General features: G+C 69.1%; 21 protein-coding genes. 5 read left to right on the top strand and 16 right to left on the bottom strand.

Going from position 1 to position 18,682, the window contains the following annotated elements; genetic code table 11:
• Window positions 1-242: 242 nt before the first annotated feature.
• A complete protein-coding gene (nucS, locus tag OOZ19_RS18855; protein ID WP_266091434.1) occupies window positions 243-902 on the bottom strand; it encodes an endonuclease NucS in 660 nt (219 codons plus the stop codon).
• 107 nt (window positions 903-1,009) lie between these two features.
• On the opposite strand from nucS, the gene OOZ19_RS18850 reads away from it, so the two are divergent.
• The 4 genes from OOZ19_RS18850 to OOZ19_RS18835 all read left to right on the top strand — a co-directional run bounded on the left by OOZ19_RS18850 (window position 1,010) and on the right by OOZ19_RS18835 (window position 4,701).
• Complete coding sequence (locus OOZ19_RS18850) at window positions 1,010-2,413, top strand: amino acid permease (RefSeq protein ID WP_266091433.1); 1,404 nt, start codon at window positions 1,010-1,012, stop codon at window positions 2,411-2,413.
• 113 nt (window positions 2,414-2,526) lie between these two features.
• Window positions 2,527-3,060 carry an NUDIX domain-containing protein gene (locus OOZ19_RS18845; RefSeq protein ID WP_266091432.1) on the top strand — a complete coding sequence of 178 codons (534 nt, stop codon included), beginning with the start codon at window positions 2,527-2,529 and terminating at the stop codon, window positions 3,058-3,060.
• Between the two features lie 89 nt (window positions 3,061-3,149).
• Entirely contained in the window at window positions 3,150-3,956 is an 807-nt protein-coding gene (locus tag OOZ19_RS18840; RefSeq protein WP_266091431.1) for an SAM-dependent methyltransferase, read from the top strand.
• Window positions 3,957-4,059: 103 nt separating this feature from the next.
• Window positions 4,060-4,701 carry a LysE family translocator gene (locus tag OOZ19_RS18835; protein WP_266091430.1) on the top strand — a complete coding sequence of 214 codons (642 nt, stop codon included), beginning with the start codon at window positions 4,060-4,062 and terminating at the stop codon, window positions 4,699-4,701.
• Window positions 4,702-4,717: 16 nt separating this feature from the next.
• On the opposite strand, the gene murA is transcribed toward OOZ19_RS18835, so the two are convergent.
• The gene (murA, locus tag OOZ19_RS18830; protein ID WP_266091429.1) at window positions 4,718-5,974 is read right to left on the bottom strand and encodes a UDP-N-acetylglucosamine 1-carboxyvinyltransferase; all 1,257 of its coding nucleotides are present in this window, start codon (window positions 5,972-5,974) and stop codon (window positions 4,718-4,720) included.
• A 150-nt stretch (window positions 5,975-6,124) separates the two neighbouring features.
• On the opposite strand from murA, the gene OOZ19_RS18825 reads away from it, so the two are divergent.
• On the top strand, window positions 6,125-6,697 hold the full coding sequence (locus tag OOZ19_RS18825; protein ID WP_266091428.1) for a cob(I)yrinic acid a,c-diamide adenosyltransferase: 573 nt from the start codon (window positions 6,125-6,127) through the stop codon (window positions 6,695-6,697).
• Between the two features lie 4 nt (window positions 6,698-6,701).
• On the opposite strand, the gene OOZ19_RS18820 is transcribed toward OOZ19_RS18825, so the two are convergent.
• The 14 genes from OOZ19_RS18820 to OOZ19_RS18755 form a co-directional block, all read right to left on the bottom strand.
• Window positions 6,702-7,172 carry a GNAT family N-acetyltransferase gene (locus OOZ19_RS18820; RefSeq protein WP_266091427.1) on the bottom strand — a complete coding sequence of 157 codons (471 nt, stop codon included), beginning with the start codon at window positions 7,170-7,172 and terminating at the stop codon, window positions 6,702-6,704.
• Between the two features lie 19 nt (window positions 7,173-7,191).
• The gene (locus tag OOZ19_RS18815) at window positions 7,192-7,677 is read right to left on the bottom strand and encodes a GNAT family N-acetyltransferase (RefSeq protein WP_266091426.1); all 486 of its coding nucleotides are present in this window, start codon (window positions 7,675-7,677) and stop codon (window positions 7,192-7,194) included.
• A 171-nt stretch (window positions 7,678-7,848) separates the two neighbouring features.
• Window positions 7,849-8,301: a DUF2550 domain-containing protein gene (locus OOZ19_RS18810; protein WP_266091425.1), complete on the bottom strand. Its 453-nt coding sequence runs from the start codon at window positions 8,299-8,301 to the stop codon at window positions 7,849-7,851.
• 12 nt (window positions 8,302-8,313) lie between these two features.
• Complete coding sequence (locus OOZ19_RS18805) at window positions 8,314-8,679, bottom strand: F0F1 ATP synthase subunit epsilon (RefSeq protein WP_184482022.1); 366 nt, start codon at window positions 8,677-8,679, stop codon at window positions 8,314-8,316.
• 248 nt (window positions 8,680-8,927) lie between these two features.
• Window positions 8,928-10,361, bottom strand: coding sequence for a F0F1 ATP synthase subunit beta (atpD, locus tag OOZ19_RS18800; RefSeq protein ID WP_184482024.1), 1,434 nt, complete (start codon window positions 10,359-10,361; stop codon window positions 8,928-8,930).
• Window position 10,362: 1 nt separating this feature from the next.
• The gene (locus OOZ19_RS18795; protein WP_266091424.1) at window positions 10,363-11,286 is read right to left on the bottom strand and encodes a F0F1 ATP synthase subunit gamma; all 924 of its coding nucleotides are present in this window, start codon (window positions 11,284-11,286) and stop codon (window positions 10,363-10,365) included.
• A gap of 11 nt (window positions 11,287-11,297) precedes the next feature.
• Window positions 11,298-12,941, bottom strand: coding sequence for a F0F1 ATP synthase subunit alpha (atpA, locus tag OOZ19_RS18790; protein ID WP_266091423.1), 1,644 nt, complete (start codon window positions 12,939-12,941; stop codon window positions 11,298-11,300).
• Window positions 12,942-13,004: 63 nt separating this feature from the next.
• Window positions 13,005-13,835, bottom strand: a complete 831-nt coding sequence (locus OOZ19_RS18785; RefSeq protein WP_266091422.1) for a F0F1 ATP synthase subunit delta — start codon at window positions 13,833-13,835, stop codon at window positions 13,005-13,007.
• 72 nt (window positions 13,836-13,907) lie between these two features.
• Window positions 13,908-14,465 carry a F0F1 ATP synthase subunit B gene (locus OOZ19_RS18780; protein WP_184485679.1) on the bottom strand — a complete coding sequence of 186 codons (558 nt, stop codon included), beginning with the start codon at window positions 14,463-14,465 and terminating at the stop codon, window positions 13,908-13,910.
• A 37-nt stretch (window positions 14,466-14,502) separates the two neighbouring features.
• Window positions 14,503-14,760, bottom strand: coding sequence for an ATP synthase subunit C-like protein (locus OOZ19_RS18775; RefSeq protein ID WP_266091420.1), 258 nt, complete (start codon window positions 14,758-14,760; stop codon window positions 14,503-14,505).
• Window positions 14,761-14,821: 61 nt separating this feature from the next.
• The gene (gene atpB / locus OOZ19_RS18770) at window positions 14,822-15,601 is read right to left on the bottom strand and encodes a F0F1 ATP synthase subunit A (protein WP_266091419.1); all 780 of its coding nucleotides are present in this window, start codon (window positions 15,599-15,601) and stop codon (window positions 14,822-14,824) included.
• Between the two features lie 231 nt (window positions 15,602-15,832).
• Window positions 15,833-16,291: a Cg1360 family ATP-synthase-associated protein gene (locus OOZ19_RS18765; protein WP_266091418.1), complete on the bottom strand. Its 459-nt coding sequence runs from the start codon at window positions 16,289-16,291 to the stop codon at window positions 15,833-15,835.
• Between the two features lie 4 nt (window positions 16,292-16,295).
• Window positions 16,296-17,471: a glycosyltransferase family 4 protein gene (locus OOZ19_RS18760; protein ID WP_266091417.1), complete on the bottom strand. Its 1,176-nt coding sequence runs from the start codon at window positions 17,469-17,471 to the stop codon at window positions 16,296-16,298.
• Window positions 17,472-17,891: 420 nt separating this feature from the next.
• Window positions 17,892-18,542, bottom strand: a complete 651-nt coding sequence (locus OOZ19_RS18755) for an L-threonylcarbamoyladenylate synthase (RefSeq protein WP_266091416.1) — start codon at window positions 18,540-18,542, stop codon at window positions 17,892-17,894.
• Window positions 18,543-18,682: the final 140 nt, after the last annotated feature.

Here is an 18,682-nt window from a genome sequence, read left to right as displayed (position 1 = left end):
ACTGCGCACGGGGGACGCCTCCGACCTGCAAGAAGCACGGGCGCGGACACGTCGAGGAACACCGATGAACTGATCATGTCTCCAGTGTTCCTCGCGCTGCCGCGGAAATCATCACTCAGCAGGGTGAACACGTGTTCGACACGCGCGCGGGCGCGGCGGGCCGCCCCGGAATCGACGACGTCACGGCCGCAAGGCGACAGCAGCGGGCCGGGACTCTCCACCGACCCGCGTGCCGCGGGGACTCAGAACAGCCGGAACTCGTCGGGCTCGATCCCGCGCAGCTGGTCGTAGTCCAACGTCACGCACCGGATGCCGCGGTCCTCCGCCAGCGTCCGGGCCTGCGGCTTGATCTGCTGAGCCGCGAACACCCCGCTCACCGGCGACAGCAGCGGGTCCCGGTTCAACAGCTCCAGGTAGCGGGTCAACTGCTCCACGCCGTCGATCTCGCCGCGGCGCTTGATCTCGACCGCGACGCTGGCACCGCCCGAATCCCGGCACATCAGGTCCACCGGGCCGATCGCCGTCGGGAACTCGCGGCGCACCAGCGACCACCCGTCGCCCAGCGTCGTGACGTGCTCGGCGAGCAGCTGCTGCAGGTGCGACTCGACGCCGTCCTTGACCAGGCCCGGCTCCGGGCCCAGCTCGTGCTTGGAGTCGTGCAGCACCTCTTCGATGCTGATCACCAGCTTCTCGCCGGCCTTGTTCTGCACCGTCCACACGCCGGGGTCCTCGATCAGCCAGCACGGCGGGCTCATCCAGTTCAACGGCTTGTAGGCGCGGTCGTCGGAGTGCACCGAGACCGACCCGTCGGACTTCACCAGCAGCAGGCGCTGGGCGACGGGCAGGTGCGCGGTGAGGCGGCCGACGTAGTCGACCTTGCAGCGAGCGATGACAAGACGCACCCGGCACAGGGTACGGGCGCCGATCACGATGTCGAGCACCCATGCCGGTATCGCCCCGGCAAACCTCACGAAGATCACTAGGACCGGCAGGTCTACCGTGCGTTCTCGTGTCGTACGCCCAGCTGTTCTCCCGCGTCAAACCGGTCGAGCGCCTCACCGACGAAAGCTCGCACACCGCGCTGAGCCGCACTCTGGGGCTACTACCGCTGGTCGCGCTGTCGGTCGGCGCGACCCTGGGTACCGGGATCTTCGTCGTGCTGGCCGAAGCCGCGCCCGCCGCCGGACCCGCGGTGATCGTGTCGTTCGTGCTCGCCGGCCTGGCCGCGTTGTGCTCGGCGCTGTCCTACGCCGAACTCGCGGGCAGCGTCCCGGTGTCCGGCTCGGCGTACTCCTACGCCTACGCGACCCTCGGCGAACTGGTCGCCTGGGTCTGCGGCTGGTGCCTGCTGCTGGAGTACGGCGTGTCGGTCGCCGCGGTCGCCGTCGGCTGGGGCGGGTACCTCAACGAGTTCCTGCGCGGCACCCTCGGCATGACCATTCCCGACGCGCTGTCGGCGCCACCGGGCGAAGGCGGCATCGTGAACGTGCCCGCCGTCGTCGTGGTGCTGCTGGCCACGGCCGTGTTGATGATGGGCGTGCGGGAGAGCGCCGCCGTCACCACCTTCACCACCCTGCTCAAGCTCGCCGTGCTGGTGTTCTTCGTCTGCGTGGCGCTCACCGCGTTCCGCTCGGAGAACCTGACGCCGTTCGCGCCGCTCGGCATCGCGGGCGTCTCGGCGGGCGCGTCCGCGGTGTTCTTCTCGTTCATCGGGTTCGACGCCGCCTCCACCGCCGGTGAAGAGGCGCGGAACCCGAAGCGGGACCTGCCGAGGGCGATCATGCTCTCGCTGGCCATCGTCACGCTCGTCTACGTGGTCGTCGCCTTCGCCGCCGTGGGCGCCGTCGGCACGGAGGTGCTCGGCGGTTCCGAGGCCTCGCTCGCGACCGCACTGGAGATCGTCACCGGCCAGGGCTGGCCCGCGGTGCTGCTCGCGTTCGGCGCCGTCGTCGCGATCGCCTCCGTGGTGCTGACCGTCCTGTACGGGCAGACCCGGATCCTGGTGTCGATGTCCCGGGACGGGCTGATGCCCGCGAAGCTGTCCGCGGTCAACCGCCGCGCCGTGCCCGCGCACAACACCATGATCGTCGGCGTGCTGGTGGCGATCCTCGCGTCCGTGGTCCCGCTGAGCAGCCTCGCCGACGCGACGAGCATCGGGACCCTGGTGGCGTTCGGGATCGTCAACGTCGGCGTGATCGTGCTGCGGCGGCGCAAACCCGACCTGGACCGGTCCTTCCGCACGCCGCTGATGCCGTGGGTCCCGCTGCTGGGCGTGGCGCTGTGCGCGTACCTCATCCTCGGTCTCGACTGGATCACCTGGCTGGTCTTCGGGATCTGGACGGCCGTCGGTCTCGCCGTGTACCTCGGCTACGGCCTGCGCCGTTCGAAGCTCAACCGGGCGGAGAGCGCCTGACGGGTGCGCGACTGCAACGGCAGGAAGGTTCCTCCCTCGCATCGATGGCAGGAAGGTTCCCTTCCTCGGCTGCCGCGTGATCGGTCCGGGACGCGGCGTAGGACCATGGGCCGATGCGCACGACGAGCAGCCGCGAGATCTACGCCAATCCGTGGATGACGGTCCGGGAGGACGGCATCCGGCGCGCGGACGGATCCGACGGGATCTACGGCGTGGTGGACAAACCGGACTACGCGCTGATCATCCCGATGGACGGGGATCGGCTGCACCTGGTCGAGCAGTTCCGCTACCCGCTGGGAATGCGCCGCTGGGAGTTCCCGCAGGGCACCGCGCCGGATCGGGCGGAGGTGGAGACCGCCGAGCTCGCCGCTCGCGAACTCCGCGAGGAGACCGGGTTGCGCGCGGCGCGGCTGACCGACCTGGGGCGGCTCGACGTGGCGCCGGGCATGTCCAGCCAGCGCGGCAGGGTGTTCCTGGCGACCGGCCTCACCGCCGGGGAGCATGAGCGGGAGCTCGAGGAGCAGGACATGCGGGCGGCGTGGTTCGACCGCGCGGAGTTCGAACGCATGATCCGGGACGGCGAGGTGACCGATGCCCAGTCCATCGCCGGCTACCTGCTGTTGTGCTTGCACGAACGAACAACGTGAAGTTCGCGGGTTTCCACTTGGCAAAAGTTGATCATTGGTCCACGATCGGACCAATGCCGACTCGGCCATGATCAGCGAGGTGCCACCGGGTGAGCAACAAACCTAGCTGGAAACCGGTCCGGGCAGACCTGACCAGGCCCAGCGCCGCCCGCATCTACAACTACTTCCTGGGCGGCTCCGCCAACTTCGCGGTGGACCGCGAGTTCGCGCACCGCGCCCTGGAGATCTTCCCCGGAGCCCGGGAGTACGCCCGGCTCAACCGGCTGTTCCTGCAGCGCGTCGTGCGCTTCTACCTGGATCAGGGCGTGCGGCAGTTCCTCGACATCGGCTCCGGCATCCCGACCGCGGGCTCCGTGCACGAGATCGCGCAGCGGCTCAATCCCGAGTCCACCGTGGTCTACGTGGACAACGAAGCCGTCGCCATCGCGCACAGCCAGCTCGTGCTGGAGCGCACCCCCCGCGCCGAGATCGTGCAGGGCGACGTGCGCGACCCGGAGCAGCTGCTGGGCGTCCCGGAACTGACCCGGCTGCTCGACCTGGACCGGCCGGTCGGGGTGACGATGCTCGCGATGCTGCACTTCATCCCGGACAGCGAGGATCCTGTGGCGCTGCTGGGCCGCTACCGCGAACTGCTGGCACCGGGGAGCTACTTGGCGCTGTCGCACTGCACCGCCGACCAGCTGCCGGAGCTCGACGCCGCGGGCGAGCTGTACCGGTGCACGTCCACGCCGGCGACGCTGCGGACCGCGGAGCAGATCACCGGGATGCTGAGCGGCTTCGACGTCCTGGAGCCGGGAGTGGTCTTCACCCCGCAGTGGCGACCGGACTCCGAAGAGGACGTCGGGCCGGACCCCGAGCGCGCCGCGAGCTACGCGGCCGTGTGCCGCAAGCCCTGACCCACCTCGACGTTGCGCACCGCTCGGGCCGCGGACTGTGGCGGGCGTCGCTGTGCCCGGAAATCACGTGACGTCACCGGGGCCGCGTCCTTATTCTGCGCGAGTGCCCGCTCAACTCGTTCCCTTCGTGCTGTTCGTGATCGTGGTGACCCTCGCCCCCGGTCCCGATACCGCGCTGGGCCTGCGCAACAGCATCCGCGGGGGAACGGCCGGGATGTGGTGGACGGGCCTCGGCTGCTGCGCCGGGCTGCTGGTGCACGCGGCGATCTCGGTGGCCGGGCTGTCGGCGCTGCTGGCGGCCTCCGCCGTCGCCTACACGGCGCTCAAGATCGCGGGCGCGGCGTACCTGGTGTGGCTCGGCGTGACGACGCTGTGGAAGAGCATCCGGGACCGCGGCGAACCGGCCGCCACCCTGCCGGAGACCACCGGGGGCACCGGTGTCCTGACCCGGCGCGCAGCGTTCCGGCAGGGCCTGGTGAGCAACGTGCTCAACCCGAAGATCATCCTGCTGTTCCTGACGCTGCTGCCGCAGTTCATCTCACCGGGCGAACCGCGCACGGCGACCTCGATGATCCTCACCCTGGCGTTCCTGGGCGTCGCGCTCGTGTACTGGCGCGTGGCGTCGTGGCTGGTCGGCGGCCTGCGGGGGCTGCTCAGCCGCAGGCGCGTCCGGCTCGCCATGGAACGGATCACCGGCACCGTGATGGTCGGGCTCGGAATCCGGGTGGCGTTCGAGAGCGGCTGAGCTCCCGCGGACCACTTCAGTCCGTGACGCGCTCGATGTAGGCGCCCAGGCCCCGCAGGTTCTCCACGAAGTTCGGGTAGCCCCGGTCGATGTGGAACACGTCCCACACCTCGGTGATCCCGTCGGCGCACAACCCGGCCAGCACCAGGCCGACACCCGCGCGGATGTCGGAAGCCCACACCGGCGCGCTGGAGAGCCGCTCCAGCCCGCGCACCACGGCGTGGTGCCCATCGGTGCGCGCGTCCGCGCCCATCCGCACGAGCTCCTCGATGAACCTGAACCGGGACTCGAACAAGTTCTCCGTGATCATCGACGTGCCGTCGGCCACCGCGGACAGCGCCAGCGCCATCGGCTGCAAGTCCGTCGCGAAACCCGGGTAGGGCAACGTCACGTAGTCCACCGCCAGCGGGCGCCGGTCCGCGACCACGCGGAACTCCTCGTCGCCCACGACGACCTCGGCACCCGCGCTGCGCAGCTTCTCCAGCACCAGGTTCACGTGGTGCGGGTCCACGCCGCGCACCTTGATGTCGCCCTGCGTGGCCACCGCGGCGAACGCCCACGTCGCGCCCACGATGCGGTCACCGATGACCCGGTGCTCAACGGCCTTGAGCGAGGACACGCCGTGCACCGTGAGCGTGGAGGTGCCCGCGCCCTCGATCTTCGCGCCCATCTGCTGCAGCATCACGCACAGATCGACGATCTCCGGCTCCCGCGCGGCGTTGTCGATCATCGTGGTGCCCTCGGCGAGCACCGAGGCCATCAGGATGTTCTCCGTGGCCCCCACGCTCGGGAAGTCCAGCCAGATCTGCGCGCCGTGCAGGTTCTCCGCCTGGGCCACGACCGCGCCGTGCTCGATGTGGCTCGTCGCGCCGAGCTGCCGCAGCCCGCTCTGGTGCATGTCCAGCGGACGCGAACCGATCGCGTCGCCACCCGGCAGCGTCACCACCGCCTTGCGGCACCGCGCCACCAGCGGACCGAGCACGCACACCGAGGCCCGGAGCTTGCCCATCGACGGCGAGACCGCCTCGTGGCTGATCTCCGCGGGCGTCGTGATGTACGCGGTGCGGCCCTCGATCACGACCTCGCAGCCCAGACTGCGCAGCACGTCCCCCATCAGCGGGACGTCCAGGATCTCCGGGCAGTTCGTGATCGTCGTCGTGCCTTCGGCCAGCAACGCGGCCGCCATCAGCTTCAGCACGCTGTTCTTCGCGCCGACCACGTCGACTTCGCCGACGAGCCGCGCTCCGCCGTGCACGCGGAAGTGCTCACTCACGAACAGCAGGTTACGGCCCTGGCACGGCCCCGTCCGTGGCGGGTGCGCTACGCCGAGCGGCGCGAGGAAGGGAACCATCCTGTCACCGGTGACCGAAAGGCGGCCTTCCTCGCACGGATCACGACGCGGCGCAGCACCTAGGCTGGGGGCATGGCCGTACACCTGACGAAGATCTACACGCGGACCGGCGACGGGGGCACGACGCGGCTCTCCGACAACTCGGAGGTCAGCAAGACCGACCCGCGCCTGGTCGCCTACGCCGAGGTGGACGAGACGAACTCGGTGCTCGGCGTGGCGCTGGCCACCGCGACCTTCGATCCGGCGATCGTCGAGGTGCTGCGCGCGGTGCAGAACGACCTGTTCGACGTGGGCGCCGACCTGTCCACCCCCGTCGTCGAGAACCCCGAGTTCCCGCCGCTGCGGGTCACCCAGGCGTACATCGATCGGCTGGAGACCTGGTGCGACGAGTACAACGCGCGGGTGCCGAAGCTGAACTCGTTCATCCTTCCCGGTGGCACTCCTGGTGGCGCGCTGCTGCACCAGGCGCGTTGCGTGGCGAGGCGGGCGGAACGCGCCGCGTGGGGCCTGATGGAAGCCGACGCCGACCGCAGCAACGCGCTCGCCGCCAAGTACCTCAACCGGCTGTCCGACCTGCTGTTCATCCTCGCCCGCGTCGCCAACCCCGACGGCGACGTGCTGTGGCGGCCGGGCGGCAACGCCTGACGGGTCACAAGGTCTTCGCGAAGCACACCGAGGCCGGGTCGTCGCGGTAGGGCCCGAACGCGGGGATGTCGGTGTAACCGGCAGCCCGGTAGAGGCCGATGGCCTCCGGCTGCCGGTCTCCGGTCTCCAGCAGCACCCGCTTGTGACCGGCCGCCACGGCACGCTCTTCCAGCTCGGTCAGCATCCGGCGGGCGAGGCCGCGTCCGCGTGCCCGCGGCGCCACGTACATCCGCTTCAGCTCGACGTCGCCGTCCTCGAACTCCGGTTCCGCCGGGTCGTACACCCGCCACCCGCCGATGGCCACGGGTTCCCCCGCGACGCGGCCGAGCAGGAACATCCCGTGCGGGGTTCTGAACTGCTCGGAACCGATCGGGGTCTCGTCCTGGCGTCCGTAGCGGGCCACGTACTCCTGCTGGACCTCCGCGATCAGCCGCTGCACGGCGGGATGGTCGAACTCGGCGATCTCGATGTGCATGGGCCCAGCTTACGAGTGGTCAGACCAGCGACTTCTCGAACCAGTGGCGGGCGTACTCGTTGTCGTTGTACGCCGGGATCTCCGCGTAACCGGCCGAGGCGTACAGGGATCGGGCGGCCCGGAGTTCGGCGGCGGTGTCCAACCGGACCACCTCGCAACCCAGCTTGCTCGCGTGCAGTTCGAGATCGGCCAGCAGCGCCCGCCCCGCGCCCTGCCCCCGCAGCGCCGGCGAGATCCACATGCGGCGGATCTCCGCGAACCCGCCTTCGGCGACCCGCACCGCACCGCAGCCGCGGACCTCGCCGCGCGCATCGCGCACCAGCAGGAAGTAGCCCCGAGGCGGCGTGAAGTCACCGGGCTCGGGCGGCGCCGCACGGCCGGGGTCGAAACCAGCGGGGAACAGCCGAGCCAGCTCGCCGACGTACTGCTCCAGCGCGGCGCGCGAGTCCGGACCGTCGATCGGTTCCGGGGTGATCGTGAACTGCACGTGTTCGGACGACGTCATGCGACCAGTCTTTCCGGACGAAAGTCCCCACCGCCAGTGGCCCGCCCCCGCACCGCCGCGCGGAGGCGAGGAAGGGAACCTTCCTGTCACCCGTGGCAGAAAGGTTCCCTTCCTCGCACGCGGGCACAAAAAACGCGCCCCCTCTGGAGGGGGCGCGTGCTGCTGGAGCGGTCAGGACGCCCAGGGGACGGAACGGCCCGGCGGGGCCGACTCCAACCAGGACAGGAATCCGGTCAACGCGTCCGCGCCCATGGCGACCTCGAGGTGCTCGTCGCGCCCCGTCAGGTGCAGCACGGTCGCTGCCTGCGGTAAGGCGTACACCTCGGACATCGAGGGTTCCCGCCGGGTCGCGATCTCCACGTCGCGGCGGTTCACCACCCAGTTCGGGCCGGAGCGCAGGCTCAGCACCCGGTACCAGGTGAACTCCTCGCCGCGGTAGTGCGCGACCCCGAGGTGCCAGCCGCGACCACGATCATCGGTCCGCAGGCGCAACGCCACATCGATACCGCCGGCGCGCAGCTGCCGCAACCGCCGGCGGGCGGCCAGCACCACGCTCAGGGCGATGCCGGCCAGGACCAGCACCAGCCCTGCACCGATGATCGACCACACGCCCGCGGAGCCCATGTGCGCGGCCCGTCAGACGGACTGCCCGGCCGCCCGAAGTCGACTCAGGGCCCTCGTGCGGGCTTCCTCGTCGTCGCTCTTGGCATCCGCACGGGCCTGCGCGACGTCGATCTCCTGGGCGAGTTCGGCCGACTCGGCGAGCACGCTGACGCCGTCGGCGGTGACGGACAGGAATCCGCCCTGCACGGCCGCGGTCACGGTGTCGCCGTCGACGGTCGTGATCTTCACGACGCCACCCTCGACGAGCTGGCCGAGCAGCGGCTCGTGCCCCGGCAGGATGCCGATCTCGCCTTCGGTCGTCTGGGCCACGACGGTGGTCGCCTCACCGGACCACAGGCGGCGCTCGACAGCGACCAGCTGGACGGACATGTTGGCCACGCGCGTCTCCTTTGTCGGGTGTACGGCCCGCAGTCTAGCCAACGCCAGGCGGGCTCTGATGACGGGCCGAACAGGGCCTCGTCACATCCGGAGGGGGGCGCGAGGACGGGAACCTTCAGGTCACGGGTGACAGGAAGGTTCCCTTCCTCGCGGAAAGGCGAAAAAAGAGGCCGGGGCCCGTGACGGACCCCGACCCGCTGCCGGTAGGTCTTCGCCGCGGCGGACAGCACCGCGGCGAAGACCGAGGCTCACTTCTCAGTGAGCTTCTTGTAGGCCTGCTCCAGGTCCTCCAGACCACCGATGGACAGGAAGGCCTGCTCCGGGTAGTGGTCGAAGTCGCCCTTGCAGAGCTTGTCGAACGCCTCGATGGTCTCCTTCACCGGCACGAAGGAGCCGTCCTGGCCGGTGAACTGCTTGGCCACGAAGAAGTTCTGCGACAGGTAGCGCTGGATGCGCCGCGCCCGCTGCACCGTCACCTTGTCCTCTTCGGACAGTTCGTCCATACCGAGAATGGCGATGATGTCCTGCAGTTCCTTGTACTTCTGGAGGATCCGCTTGACCTCCTGGGCGACGCGGTAGTGCTCGTCGCCCACGATGGCCGGGTCCAGAATGGTGGAGCTGGAGGTCAGCGGGTCGACCGCCGGGTAGATGCCCATCTGCGAGATCGGCCGGGACAGCTCCGTCGTCGCGTCCAGGTGGGCGAACGTGGTCGCCGGCGCCGGGTCGGTGTAGTCGTCCGCGGGCACGTAGATCGCCTGCATCGAGGTGATCGAGTTGCCTCGGGTCGAGGTGATCCGCTCCTGCAGCTCACCCATCTCGTCGGCCAGCGTCGGCTGGTAACCCACCGCGGAAGGCATCCGGCCCAGCAGGGTCGACACCTCCTGGCCCGCCTGGGTGAACCGGAAGATGTTGTCGATGAACAGCAGCACGTCCTGGTTCTGGACGTCGCGGAAGTACTCCGCCATGGTCAGCGCCGACAGGGCGACCCGCATACGGGTACCCGGCGGCTCGTCCATCTGCCCGAACACGAGGGCGGTGTCGGCGAGCACGCCGGACTCCGCCATCTCCACCCACAGGTCGTTGCCCTCACGGGTGCGCTCGCCGACACCGGCGAACACGGAGGTACCACCGAAGTTCTTGGCGACACGGCGGATCATCTCCTGGATGAGCACCGTCTTGCCGACACCGGCACCGCCGAACAGGCCGATCTTGCCACCCTGGACGTACGGGGTGAGCAGGTCGATCACCTTGATGCCGGTCTCCAGCACCTCGGTGCGGCCTTCGAGCTGGTCGAACGCCGGGGCCTTGCGGTGGATGGACCAGCGCTCGGCGTCCGAGGCGTAGCCCGGCTCGTCGAGGCAGTGCCCGAGGGCGTTGAACACGTGGCCCTTGACCACGTCGCCCACCGGCACCGAGATGCCCTCGCCGGAGTCGCGCACCGCGACACCCCGCACCAGGCCCTGGGTCGGCTGCATCGAGACGCAGCGCACGACGCTGTCACCGAGGTGCTGGGCGACCTCGAGCGTCAGCGTCTTGGCCATGGCCTCAGCGGTGATGTCCACGGTGAGGGAGTTGTTGAGGTCGGGCACCTGGTCGCGCGGGAACTCGACGTCCACGACCGGGCCGAGAACCCGGACGACGCGGCCGGTGCCAGTAGCCGTGCTAGTGGCAGTCGCAGTCATGTCACTCACTTCCTGCTGACGAGAGCGCCTCGACACCACCGACGATCTCGCTGATTTCCTGGGTGATCTGGGCCTGACGGGCCTGGTTGGCCTCACGGCTGAGGTTGCGGATCAGTTCATCCGCGTTGTCCGTCGCCGCCTTCATCGCGGTACGACGCGCCGCGAAGACGGACGCCGCCGAGTCCAGCAACCCGGCGAAGATCCGGGTGTTGATGTACTTCGGCAGCAACGCCTTGAACAACGTGTCCGCGTCCGGCTCGAAGTCGTACACCGACCGCGGCTTGCGCGGCTCGTCGGAGTACTCCACCTCCAGCGGAGCGATCCGCGTGACGGTGGGCCGCTGCGTCAGCATGGACACGAACTCGGTGTGCACCATGTGCAACTCGTCCACACCCAGCGTACCGTCCTCGCCGCCGTCGTCGAGGTAGTCGTCGGCGCCCGCGAGGAACGCCTTGACCAGGGTCTCCCCCACTTCGGCGGCATCCGAGTAGCCGGGCTTCTCGGCGAAACCGGTCCAGCTGGCCGCGACGGGCCGCTGCCGGAACCGGTAGTACGCGTCGCCCTTGCGGCCGATCACGTACAGCACCGGGGTCTTGCCTTGCTCGCGCAGCAGGCTCTGCAGTTCCTCCGCCGCGCGCAGCACGTTGGAGTTGTAGCCGCCGCACTGGCCGCCGTCACTGGTCACCACGAGCACCGCGGCCCGCTTCGGGTTGTCCCGTTCCACCAGCAGCGGGTGGTCCAGCGAGCTCGCACCGGCCAGCTCGGACAGGGACTTGGTGATCTCGGCCGCGTACGGCCGGGACGCCTCCACCCTGGTCCGAGCCCGCATGATGCGGGACGTGGCGATCAGTTCCTGCGCCTTGGTGATCTTCCGGATCGACTTGACCGACCGGATGCGGTCTCGCAGTTCTCGAAGATTGGCCATGGCTTACCCGGTCACTTCTTCGGGGCGGGCTTGTTGACCTGAACGGTTTCCTGGCCCACCGCGTCCGCGTTCATGGCCTCGGCGTCGGCTTCCTGCGTGAGCGAGGAGCCGTCGGAGGTCGTGAACTGCTTCTTGAACTCCTCGACCGAGTCCACGATCAGCTTCTGGCCGTCGTCGGAGAGCTTCTTGCTCTCGACGATGTCCTTGAGCAGCGACTCGTGGGTGCGGCGCAGGTAGGAGAGGAACTCCGACTCGAAGCGCCGGACGTCGCCGACCGGAACGGTGTCGACGTGGCCCTTCGTGCCGAGGAACAGCGACACGACCTCTTCCTCGACCGGAAGCGGGTCGCCGGAGCCCTGCTTGAGCAGCTCCATGAGGCGGGCACCGCGGTCCAGCTGCGCCTTCGACGCGGCGTCGAGGTCCGAGGCGAAGGCGGAGAACGCCTCCAGCTCGCGGAACTGCGCCAGGTCGATCTTCAGCGAACCGGTGACCGACTTCATCGCCTTGATCTGCGCGGAACCGCCGACGCGGGACACCGAGATGCCGACGTCGATGGCGGGGCGCTGACCGGCGTTGAACAGGTCCGACTGCAGGAAGCACTGGCCGTCGGTGATGGAGATGACGTTCGTCGGGATGTAGGCCGACACGTCGTTGGCCTTCGTCTCGATGATCGGCAGACCCGTCATCGAACCGGCGCCCATCTCGTCGGAGAGCTTCGCGCAACGCTCCAGCAGACGGGAGTGCAGGTAGAAGACGTCACCGGGGTAGGCCTCGCGGCCCGGCGGACGACGCAGCAGCAGCGAGATCGCGCGGTAGGCCTCGGCCTGCTTCGTGAGGTCGTCGAACACGATCAGGACGTGCTTGCCCTGGTACATCCAGTGCTGGCCCAGCGCGGAACCCGCGTAGGGGGCCAGCCACTTCAGACCCGGCGAGTCCGAAGCGGGGGCGGCGACGATGGTCGTGTACTCCATCGCGCCGGCGTCCTCGAGGGACTTCTTCACGCCGGCGATCGTGGAGCCCTTCTGGCCGATCGCGACGTAGATGCAGTGCACCTGCTTGGCAGGGTCACCGCTGTCCCAGTTGCCCTTCTGGTTGATGATCGTGTCGACCGCGACCGTGGTCTTGCCGGTCTTGCGGTCGCCGATCAGCAACTGGCGCTGGCCACGGCCGATGGGGGTCATCGAGTCGATGGCCTTGATGCCGGTCTGCATCGGCTCGGCGACGCCCTGGCGCTGCACGACCGTGGCGGCCTGCAGCTCGAGCGCGCGCTGCGCCTCGGCCTTGATCTCGCCGAGGCCGTCGATGGCCTCGCCCAGCGGGTCCACCACGCGACCGAGGAAGCCGTCGCCGACCGGCATGGACAGCACCTTGCCGGTCCGCTTGACCTCCTGGCCCTCTTCGATGCCCGCCGACTCGCCCAGGATGACCGCGCCGATCTCCTGAGCCTCCAGGTTCATCGCCACGCCGTAGACGCCGCCGGGGAACTCCAGCAGCTCTTCGGTCATCACCGAAGGCAGGCCCTCGACATGGGCGATGCCGTCACCGGTATCGGTGACGACGCCGACCTCCTCGCGGCTGACCTCCGGGGAGTAGCTGGAGACGTACTTCTCGATCGCACTGCGGATCTCGTCCGACGAGATCGTCAGCTCCGCCATGTCTCGTTCCTGCTCTCGGTTCGTTCTGGAAGGAAGTTCGTGTCCGGGCCGCGGCCCTCGCCGTCAGTCGGCGAGATCGCGCCGGAGGGACTGCAGGCGCCCCGTGGTCGTCCCGTCGATGATCTCGTCACCGACCTTGATCAGCAGGCCGCCGCCGACCGCAGGATCCACTTCCAGGTGGACCGCGATGGGCCGCGAGTAGATCCGCTGCAACGTGGCTGCGAGCCGCTGCTGCTGCTGCGCGGAGAGCTCGATGGCGGACCGCACGTGCGCGACCGAACGCTCCCGGCGCTTGGCCGAGAGCTCCGCGAGCTCCTCCAGACCCTCGCTGACGTGTCCGCCACGCGGGTGCGCCACCAACTGGCGCACCAGGGCCTGGGTGACGGGTTCGACCTTGCCGCCGAGCAGTTCGTCGACCAGCGCGGTCTTGCCGTCGGTGGCAGCGGCCGGGTCGGCCAGCAGCCGCTCCAGCTCCAGTTCGGCGCCGATGATGCGGCCGAGGCGGAACAGCTCGTCCTCGACCGCGTCCAGCCGGCCCGCCCGTTCCGCCTGCACCAGCAGGGCGATCCGTGCCAGCCGCTCCAGACCTCCGACCAGGTCCTTCGCGCTCGACCAGCGGGAGCGGACGGCTTCGACGACCACGGGCAGCGCCCGGGCGCCGAGCTTGCCGGCGAGCAGCTGCTTGGCCAGCTCCTCCCGCGAACGGGGTTCGGTGGAGGCGTCCGCCAGCGCCCGGCGCAGGGTCGACTCACGACCCAGCAGGGCGGCCACGCCGAACAGTTCGTCGGCGAGGCCGGTGATCTCCGCGGCCCCGGCCCCGTCGGTGGCCTGCAACAGCTGCAGCTCGGTGGCTGCCAGCGCATCGCGGCTCGCGGCGTTCACGAGGGTGCTCAACTCTCCAGGGCCTTTCGTTCTGGGGGAACCTTCGGGGACCACATCATGTGCGTGTCCATCGCACCGGCGCCGTCAGGACCTGCTGGACCCGGACGGTGCCGACGTGGAGTCCAGTTCCTCCAGGAACCGGTCCACGGTGCCGCGACGACGGGTCTCGTCCTCAAGGGACTCCCCGACGATGCGACCGGCCAGATCCACGGCCTGCCGGCCGAGGTCGGCGCGCAGCTCCGCAACGATCTGCGAACGCTGTGCGGCGAGCTGGTTCTGGCCTTGCGTGACGATCCGCTCCGACTCGGTCTGAGCCTGGGTGCGCATCTCCTCGACGATCTGCTGGCCCTCGGCCCGCGCGTCGTCCCGGATCCGCGCAGCCTCGGCGCGCGCCTCGGCCAGCTGCGACTTGTACTGCTCCAGCGTCCGCTGTGCCTCGGCCTGAGCCTGCTCGGCGCGGGCGATACCGCCCTCGATCCGCTCGCTGCGCTCCGCGTAGATCTTCTCGAAGCGCGGCACCGCGTACTTCCACAGCACGAACAGCAGGATCAGGAAGGCGATCAGGCCGACGACGATCTCGGCCGGCTCGGGGATGACGGGGTTGTGCCCGCCTTCCGCGGCCAACAGCATCTGTGTCTTCACCACGACGTCTCCCAACGCATTCCAGGCATGAAAAAGATCAGGCCCCGGAGGCGATGAAGTACACGACCAGGCCGATCAGGGCCAGCACCTCGACCAGCACGAAGGAGATCCAGGCGATGCCCTGCAGCTGGCCCTGGGCCTCCGGCTGGCGTGCGGTCCCGTTGATCACGGCGGCCCAGATCAGACCGACACCGATACCCGGGCCGATGGCGCCAAGGCCGTAGCCGATCGCGGCCAGACCGGGGTTGAGGGCGCCTGCGGACTCAGCGGCCTGCGCAAGAACGATGTTGCTCACTTTCACTACCTTTCAACTCGGTCCGCGCCGTCGGCGCGGATCGGAGGTCTTGGTCTTGCTCTCAGTGCTCCTGGGACAGCGCGCTGCCGATGAAGTTGGCGGTCAGCAACGCGAAGATGTAAGCCTGGAGCACCTGGATCAGGGCTTCGACGAACGTCAAGGCAATGGAGAAGGCGAAAGCGACGATGGAGACCGGCTTCAACCCCGCGCTCGCCTCCACGAGCAGGAACTCCCCGCCCAGGGTGAACACCAGCAGAATGAGGTGACCGGCGAACATCGCGGCGAACACCCGGATCGCCAGCGCGACCGGCTGGGCGATGAACTTCTGGAAGAACTCGATCGGCGCGAGCAGCACGTAGATCGGCTTCGGCACGCCCGGTGGGAACATGACGTGCTTGAAGTAGCCGAGGAATCCGTGCTTGGCGAAACCGACCGTGTGGATCACGACGTACACGACGATGAACAGCGCGATCGGGAAACCGATCCGCGACATCGTGGGGAACTGGATCAGCGGGATGATCCCGAAGATGTTGTTCACCAGCACGAACGTGAACAGCGCGAAGATCAGCGGGACGAACTTGCGAAAGTCCTTCGCCCCGATCTGGTCCCGCGCGATGTTGTTCCGGCTGAACTCGTAGAGGAACTCCGCGACGAACTGGGACTTGCCCGGTACCAGCTTCAGGTTGCGGGTCGCCATCACGAAGTACGCGCCGACGATCACCACCGAGAGTGCGATCAGCACCATCGGCTTGGTTACGCCGCCGAAGATCGGCGGGAGGTCAAAAGCATCGGCACCCGGCGGTACGAACTGTCCGCCTTGGGCCAGCACCAGCGCGCCCAACTGGGCTCCTTCCGGTTCTCCCGAGGTTCACACCGCCGGGGGAATCGTCATGATTTGCACGTAACGTACCCGATACGCGATCTGGCACGTTCGCCGACCCCACCCTAGTGAGCGCAGATACGTTCAGTAAGAGGTGGACGGCCGCCACACGGATGGGCGACCAGGCCGAAGCGGACAATACCAGCGGGTAACAAGTTTCGGGCAGCTACCCGGTCTCGGTCAACAACACCCTCATTGACCAGGGACGATGGTCGGGATCTTGGTCTTCCGGAACGCGACGACCTCCGCGCCGGCCCACACCATGATGGTGGCCAGCATGGTCAGCGCCAGCGCCATCGGATGGATCGCTTCCACGCCGCCCAGCAAGGTCATCACGATGAGTAACACCAGCATCTTGCCGACGTAACCACCGAGCGCGACCGCCATGACGAACATCGGGTGCAACCCACCCGTCCAGCGCATCAGGAAGATCGTGAGCAGTGACGATCCGAACGCCACCGCGCCACCAACGACCGCGCCGAACGCGCCGGTCGCCCCGGCGAAGACCGCGGACACCACGATGCCGAGCAGCACCGTCGCGACACCCGGCCACAGCGCGGTGCGCAGCATGGCATCGGCCAGCTTACGCACCGTCGCGGCGTGCGGGTTCTCCGCTGCCTGCTCGGCGGGCTGTTCGGTCGTCTCGCTCATTCAGTCAGGCCCCTCGATCGGATCGCCATCGTCCGGCCATTCTCGGAATGAGCGAAATGATAGCTGCCGCCACCACGCCGATCCCGGCCACCCAGCCGACCACGGCCGCGCTGAACAGCGTCAACGACACCGCGCCGAACGCCAGCACCCCGGCCCACAAGTAGATGAGCAGCACCGCGCGGCGTTGCGAGTGGCCGATTTCCAGCAGCCGGTGGTGCAGGTGCATCTTGTCCGCGTGGAACGGGCTCTTGCCCGCACGCGTCCGGCGCACCACCGCCATGATCAAGTCCAGCAGCGGTACGAACAGCACGGCCGCCAGCACCAGCAGCGGGGACAGCAGGGCCAGCAGGTCCTTGCCGCCGAAGCCCGCGTAGTCGGCCTTCCCGGACGCCGAGGTGCTCGCCGTCGCCAGCATCAGCCCGATCAGCATCGACCCCGAATCGCCCATGAAGATCCGCGCCGGCTGGAAGTTGTACGGCAGGAAACCCAGGCACGCGCCCGCGATCGACGCCGCGATCAACGCCGGCGGGTACGCGGTCACGTCACCGCCGTGCTGCTGCAGCAGGCTCAGGCAGAACGCGCAGGTCGCGCTCGCCGCGATCAGCCCGATCCCGGAGGCCAGCCCGTCCAGGCCGTCCACGAAGTTCATCGCGTTGATCATCGTGACGACCAGCAGCACCGTCAGCAGCTGACCCTGGTTGCTGTTGAGGACCATGAGCTGCCCCATGTGCCCCTCGTCGCCGCCCCACGGCACCCAGAACCCGAACCACTGCACACCGAGCAGCACCAGGATCCCGGCCGCGGTCACCTGACCGGCCAGCTTCGTCAGCGAATCCAGCTCGAAGCGGTCATCGAGCGCGCCGACCAGCACGATCAGCCCACCGGCCACCAGCGCGGCCACCGCATCGTTGGAGAACTCGAAACCCCGCGACAGCGCGGGCAGGTTGCTCGCCAGGAACATCGCCGCGAGCACCCCGCCGAACATCGCCACCCCGCCCATCCGGGGGATCGGCGTCAGGTGCACGTCGCGCTTGCGGGGATAGGCGACCGCGCCCACGCGGATCGCCAACAACCGGACCAAGCCGGTCAACAGGAATGTCACCGCCGCCGCGGTGAGCAGAACAAGCAGGTACTCGCGGGCGGGGAGACCCGCGGGAGCCCAGAGGGGTGCGTTGTCCATGGCGGCGGCTCTACCCTCGCGGGCCGACGGCCCGCGGAAGGTCGATGTTCAGCCCCCAGAACGGCGTCTTCAAGCTCGGCGCTCCTCATCGCTGTCCACGTTGCGCATCTGGGCCTAACGCTATCGGCCAACAGCCGCACCACGACCACCGGTCCGGAACAGCGAAGATCGTCCAGGGCTCGGCGAACGGTCTTGCGGGTGGTGAGGAGGGGAACCTCCCTGTCACGCCGGGAACACGAGCGGGCACGCGTCGCGTTCATGGCCTGCGCGAACCGGGGAATTCCAGCCCCGCGAGGAAGGGAACCTTCCGGTCACCGCTCGGCGTGCGCAGGCCGAGCAGTGGGCGCACGTCGTGCGGTGCGCCCACTGGTAGGAGGAAGGGTTCGCGCCGTCACCGGGAACCGGACGACGGCGCTCGGCTCACGCCGCGGGCTCGACCTCGACGCCGAGCACCTCGGACAGCTCCGCCAAGGTCACGGCCCCCTCGCGCAGCACCCGCGGCTGCGGCTGGGTGAGGTCCACGATCGTCGAGGCGACCGGCTCACCGGCGGGCCCGCCGTCCAGGTACACCCCGACCGATTCGCCGAGCTGCTCCCGCGCCTGCTCGACCGCGGACGCCGGCGGGTGCCCGGTCCGGTTCGCGCTCGACACGGCCATCGGTCCGACCTCGCGCAGCAGGTCGAGGGCGACCGGGTGCAGCGGCATCCGCAGGTTCACGGTCCCGCGGGTCTCGCCCAGGTCCCACGCCAGCGACGGCGCTTGCGGCAGCACGAGCGACAACCCGCCCGGCCAGAACGCCTCCACCAGCGATCGGGCCTGCCGCGACACGGACTGGACTAGGCCGTCGATGGTGGACCACGAGCCGACCAGCACCGGAACCGGCATGTCGCGTCCTCGGCCCTTGGCCGACAGCAGCGATCCCACGGCGTCGGAGTCGAAGGCGTCCGCGCCGATCCCGTACACGGTGTCGGTGGGCAGGACGACGAGCCCTCCGGCGCGGACGGTGTTCGCGGCTGCGGCGAGACCGGCTTCCCGGTCGTCCGGGCGGTTGCAGTCATACACGGTGCTCACGCTCCGATCCTGGCACGCCACGCACACGCCCCGGCGGGTGGTGCCCGTCCGCTGCGCTGCGGGCCTATCCTCCCCAGTAACACCAGCGCCCCGTCGCAAGATCGAAGAGGTGCGCTCGTCCTCGGCGGAGTCGTTGCCCT

The sequence above is a fragment of the Saccharopolyspora sp. NFXS83 genome (genome assembly GCF_026241095.1).
Classification (GTDB): domain Bacteria; phylum Actinomycetota; class Actinomycetes; order Mycobacteriales; family Pseudonocardiaceae; genus Saccharopolyspora_C.
This window is presented reverse-complemented; position numbering and strand designations above follow the sequence as displayed.

Excerpts from the sequence above, each read along its gene's own strand:
- OOZ19_RS18845 (WP_266091432.1), top strand. The coding sequence starts at position 2,527 with ATGCGCACGACGAGCAGCCGCGAGATCTACGCCAATCCGTGGATGACG.
- OOZ19_RS18825 (WP_266091428.1), top strand. The coding sequence starts at position 6,125 with ATGGCCGTACACCTGACGAAGATCTACACGCGGACCGGCGACGGGGGC.
- OOZ19_RS18820 (WP_266091427.1), bottom strand. The coding sequence starts at position 7,172 with ATGCACATCGAGATCGCCGAGTTCGACCATCCCGCCGTGCAGCGGCTG.
- OOZ19_RS18815 (WP_266091426.1), bottom strand. The coding sequence starts at position 7,677 with ATGACGTCGTCCGAACACGTGCAGTTCACGATCACCCCGGAACCGATC.
- OOZ19_RS18810 (WP_266091425.1), bottom strand. The coding sequence starts at position 8,301 with ATGGGCTCCGCGGGCGTGTGGTCGATCATCGGTGCAGGGCTGGTGCTG.
- atpD (WP_184482024.1), bottom strand. The coding sequence starts at position 10,361 with ATGACTGCGACTGCCACTAGCACGGCTACTGGCACCGGCCGCGTCGTC.
- OOZ19_RS18795 (WP_266091424.1), bottom strand. The coding sequence starts at position 11,286 with ATGGCCAATCTTCGAGAACTGCGAGACCGCATCCGGTCGGTCAAGTCG.
- atpA (WP_266091423.1), bottom strand. The coding sequence starts at position 12,941 with ATGGCGGAGCTGACGATCTCGTCGGACGAGATCCGCAGTGCGATCGAG.
- OOZ19_RS18765 (WP_266091418.1), bottom strand. The coding sequence starts at position 16,291 with ATGAGCGAGACGACCGAACAGCCCGCCGAGCAGGCAGCGGAGAACCCG.
- OOZ19_RS18760 (WP_266091417.1), bottom strand. The coding sequence starts at position 17,471 with ATGGACAACGCACCCCTCTGGGCTCCCGCGGGTCTCCCCGCCCGCGAG.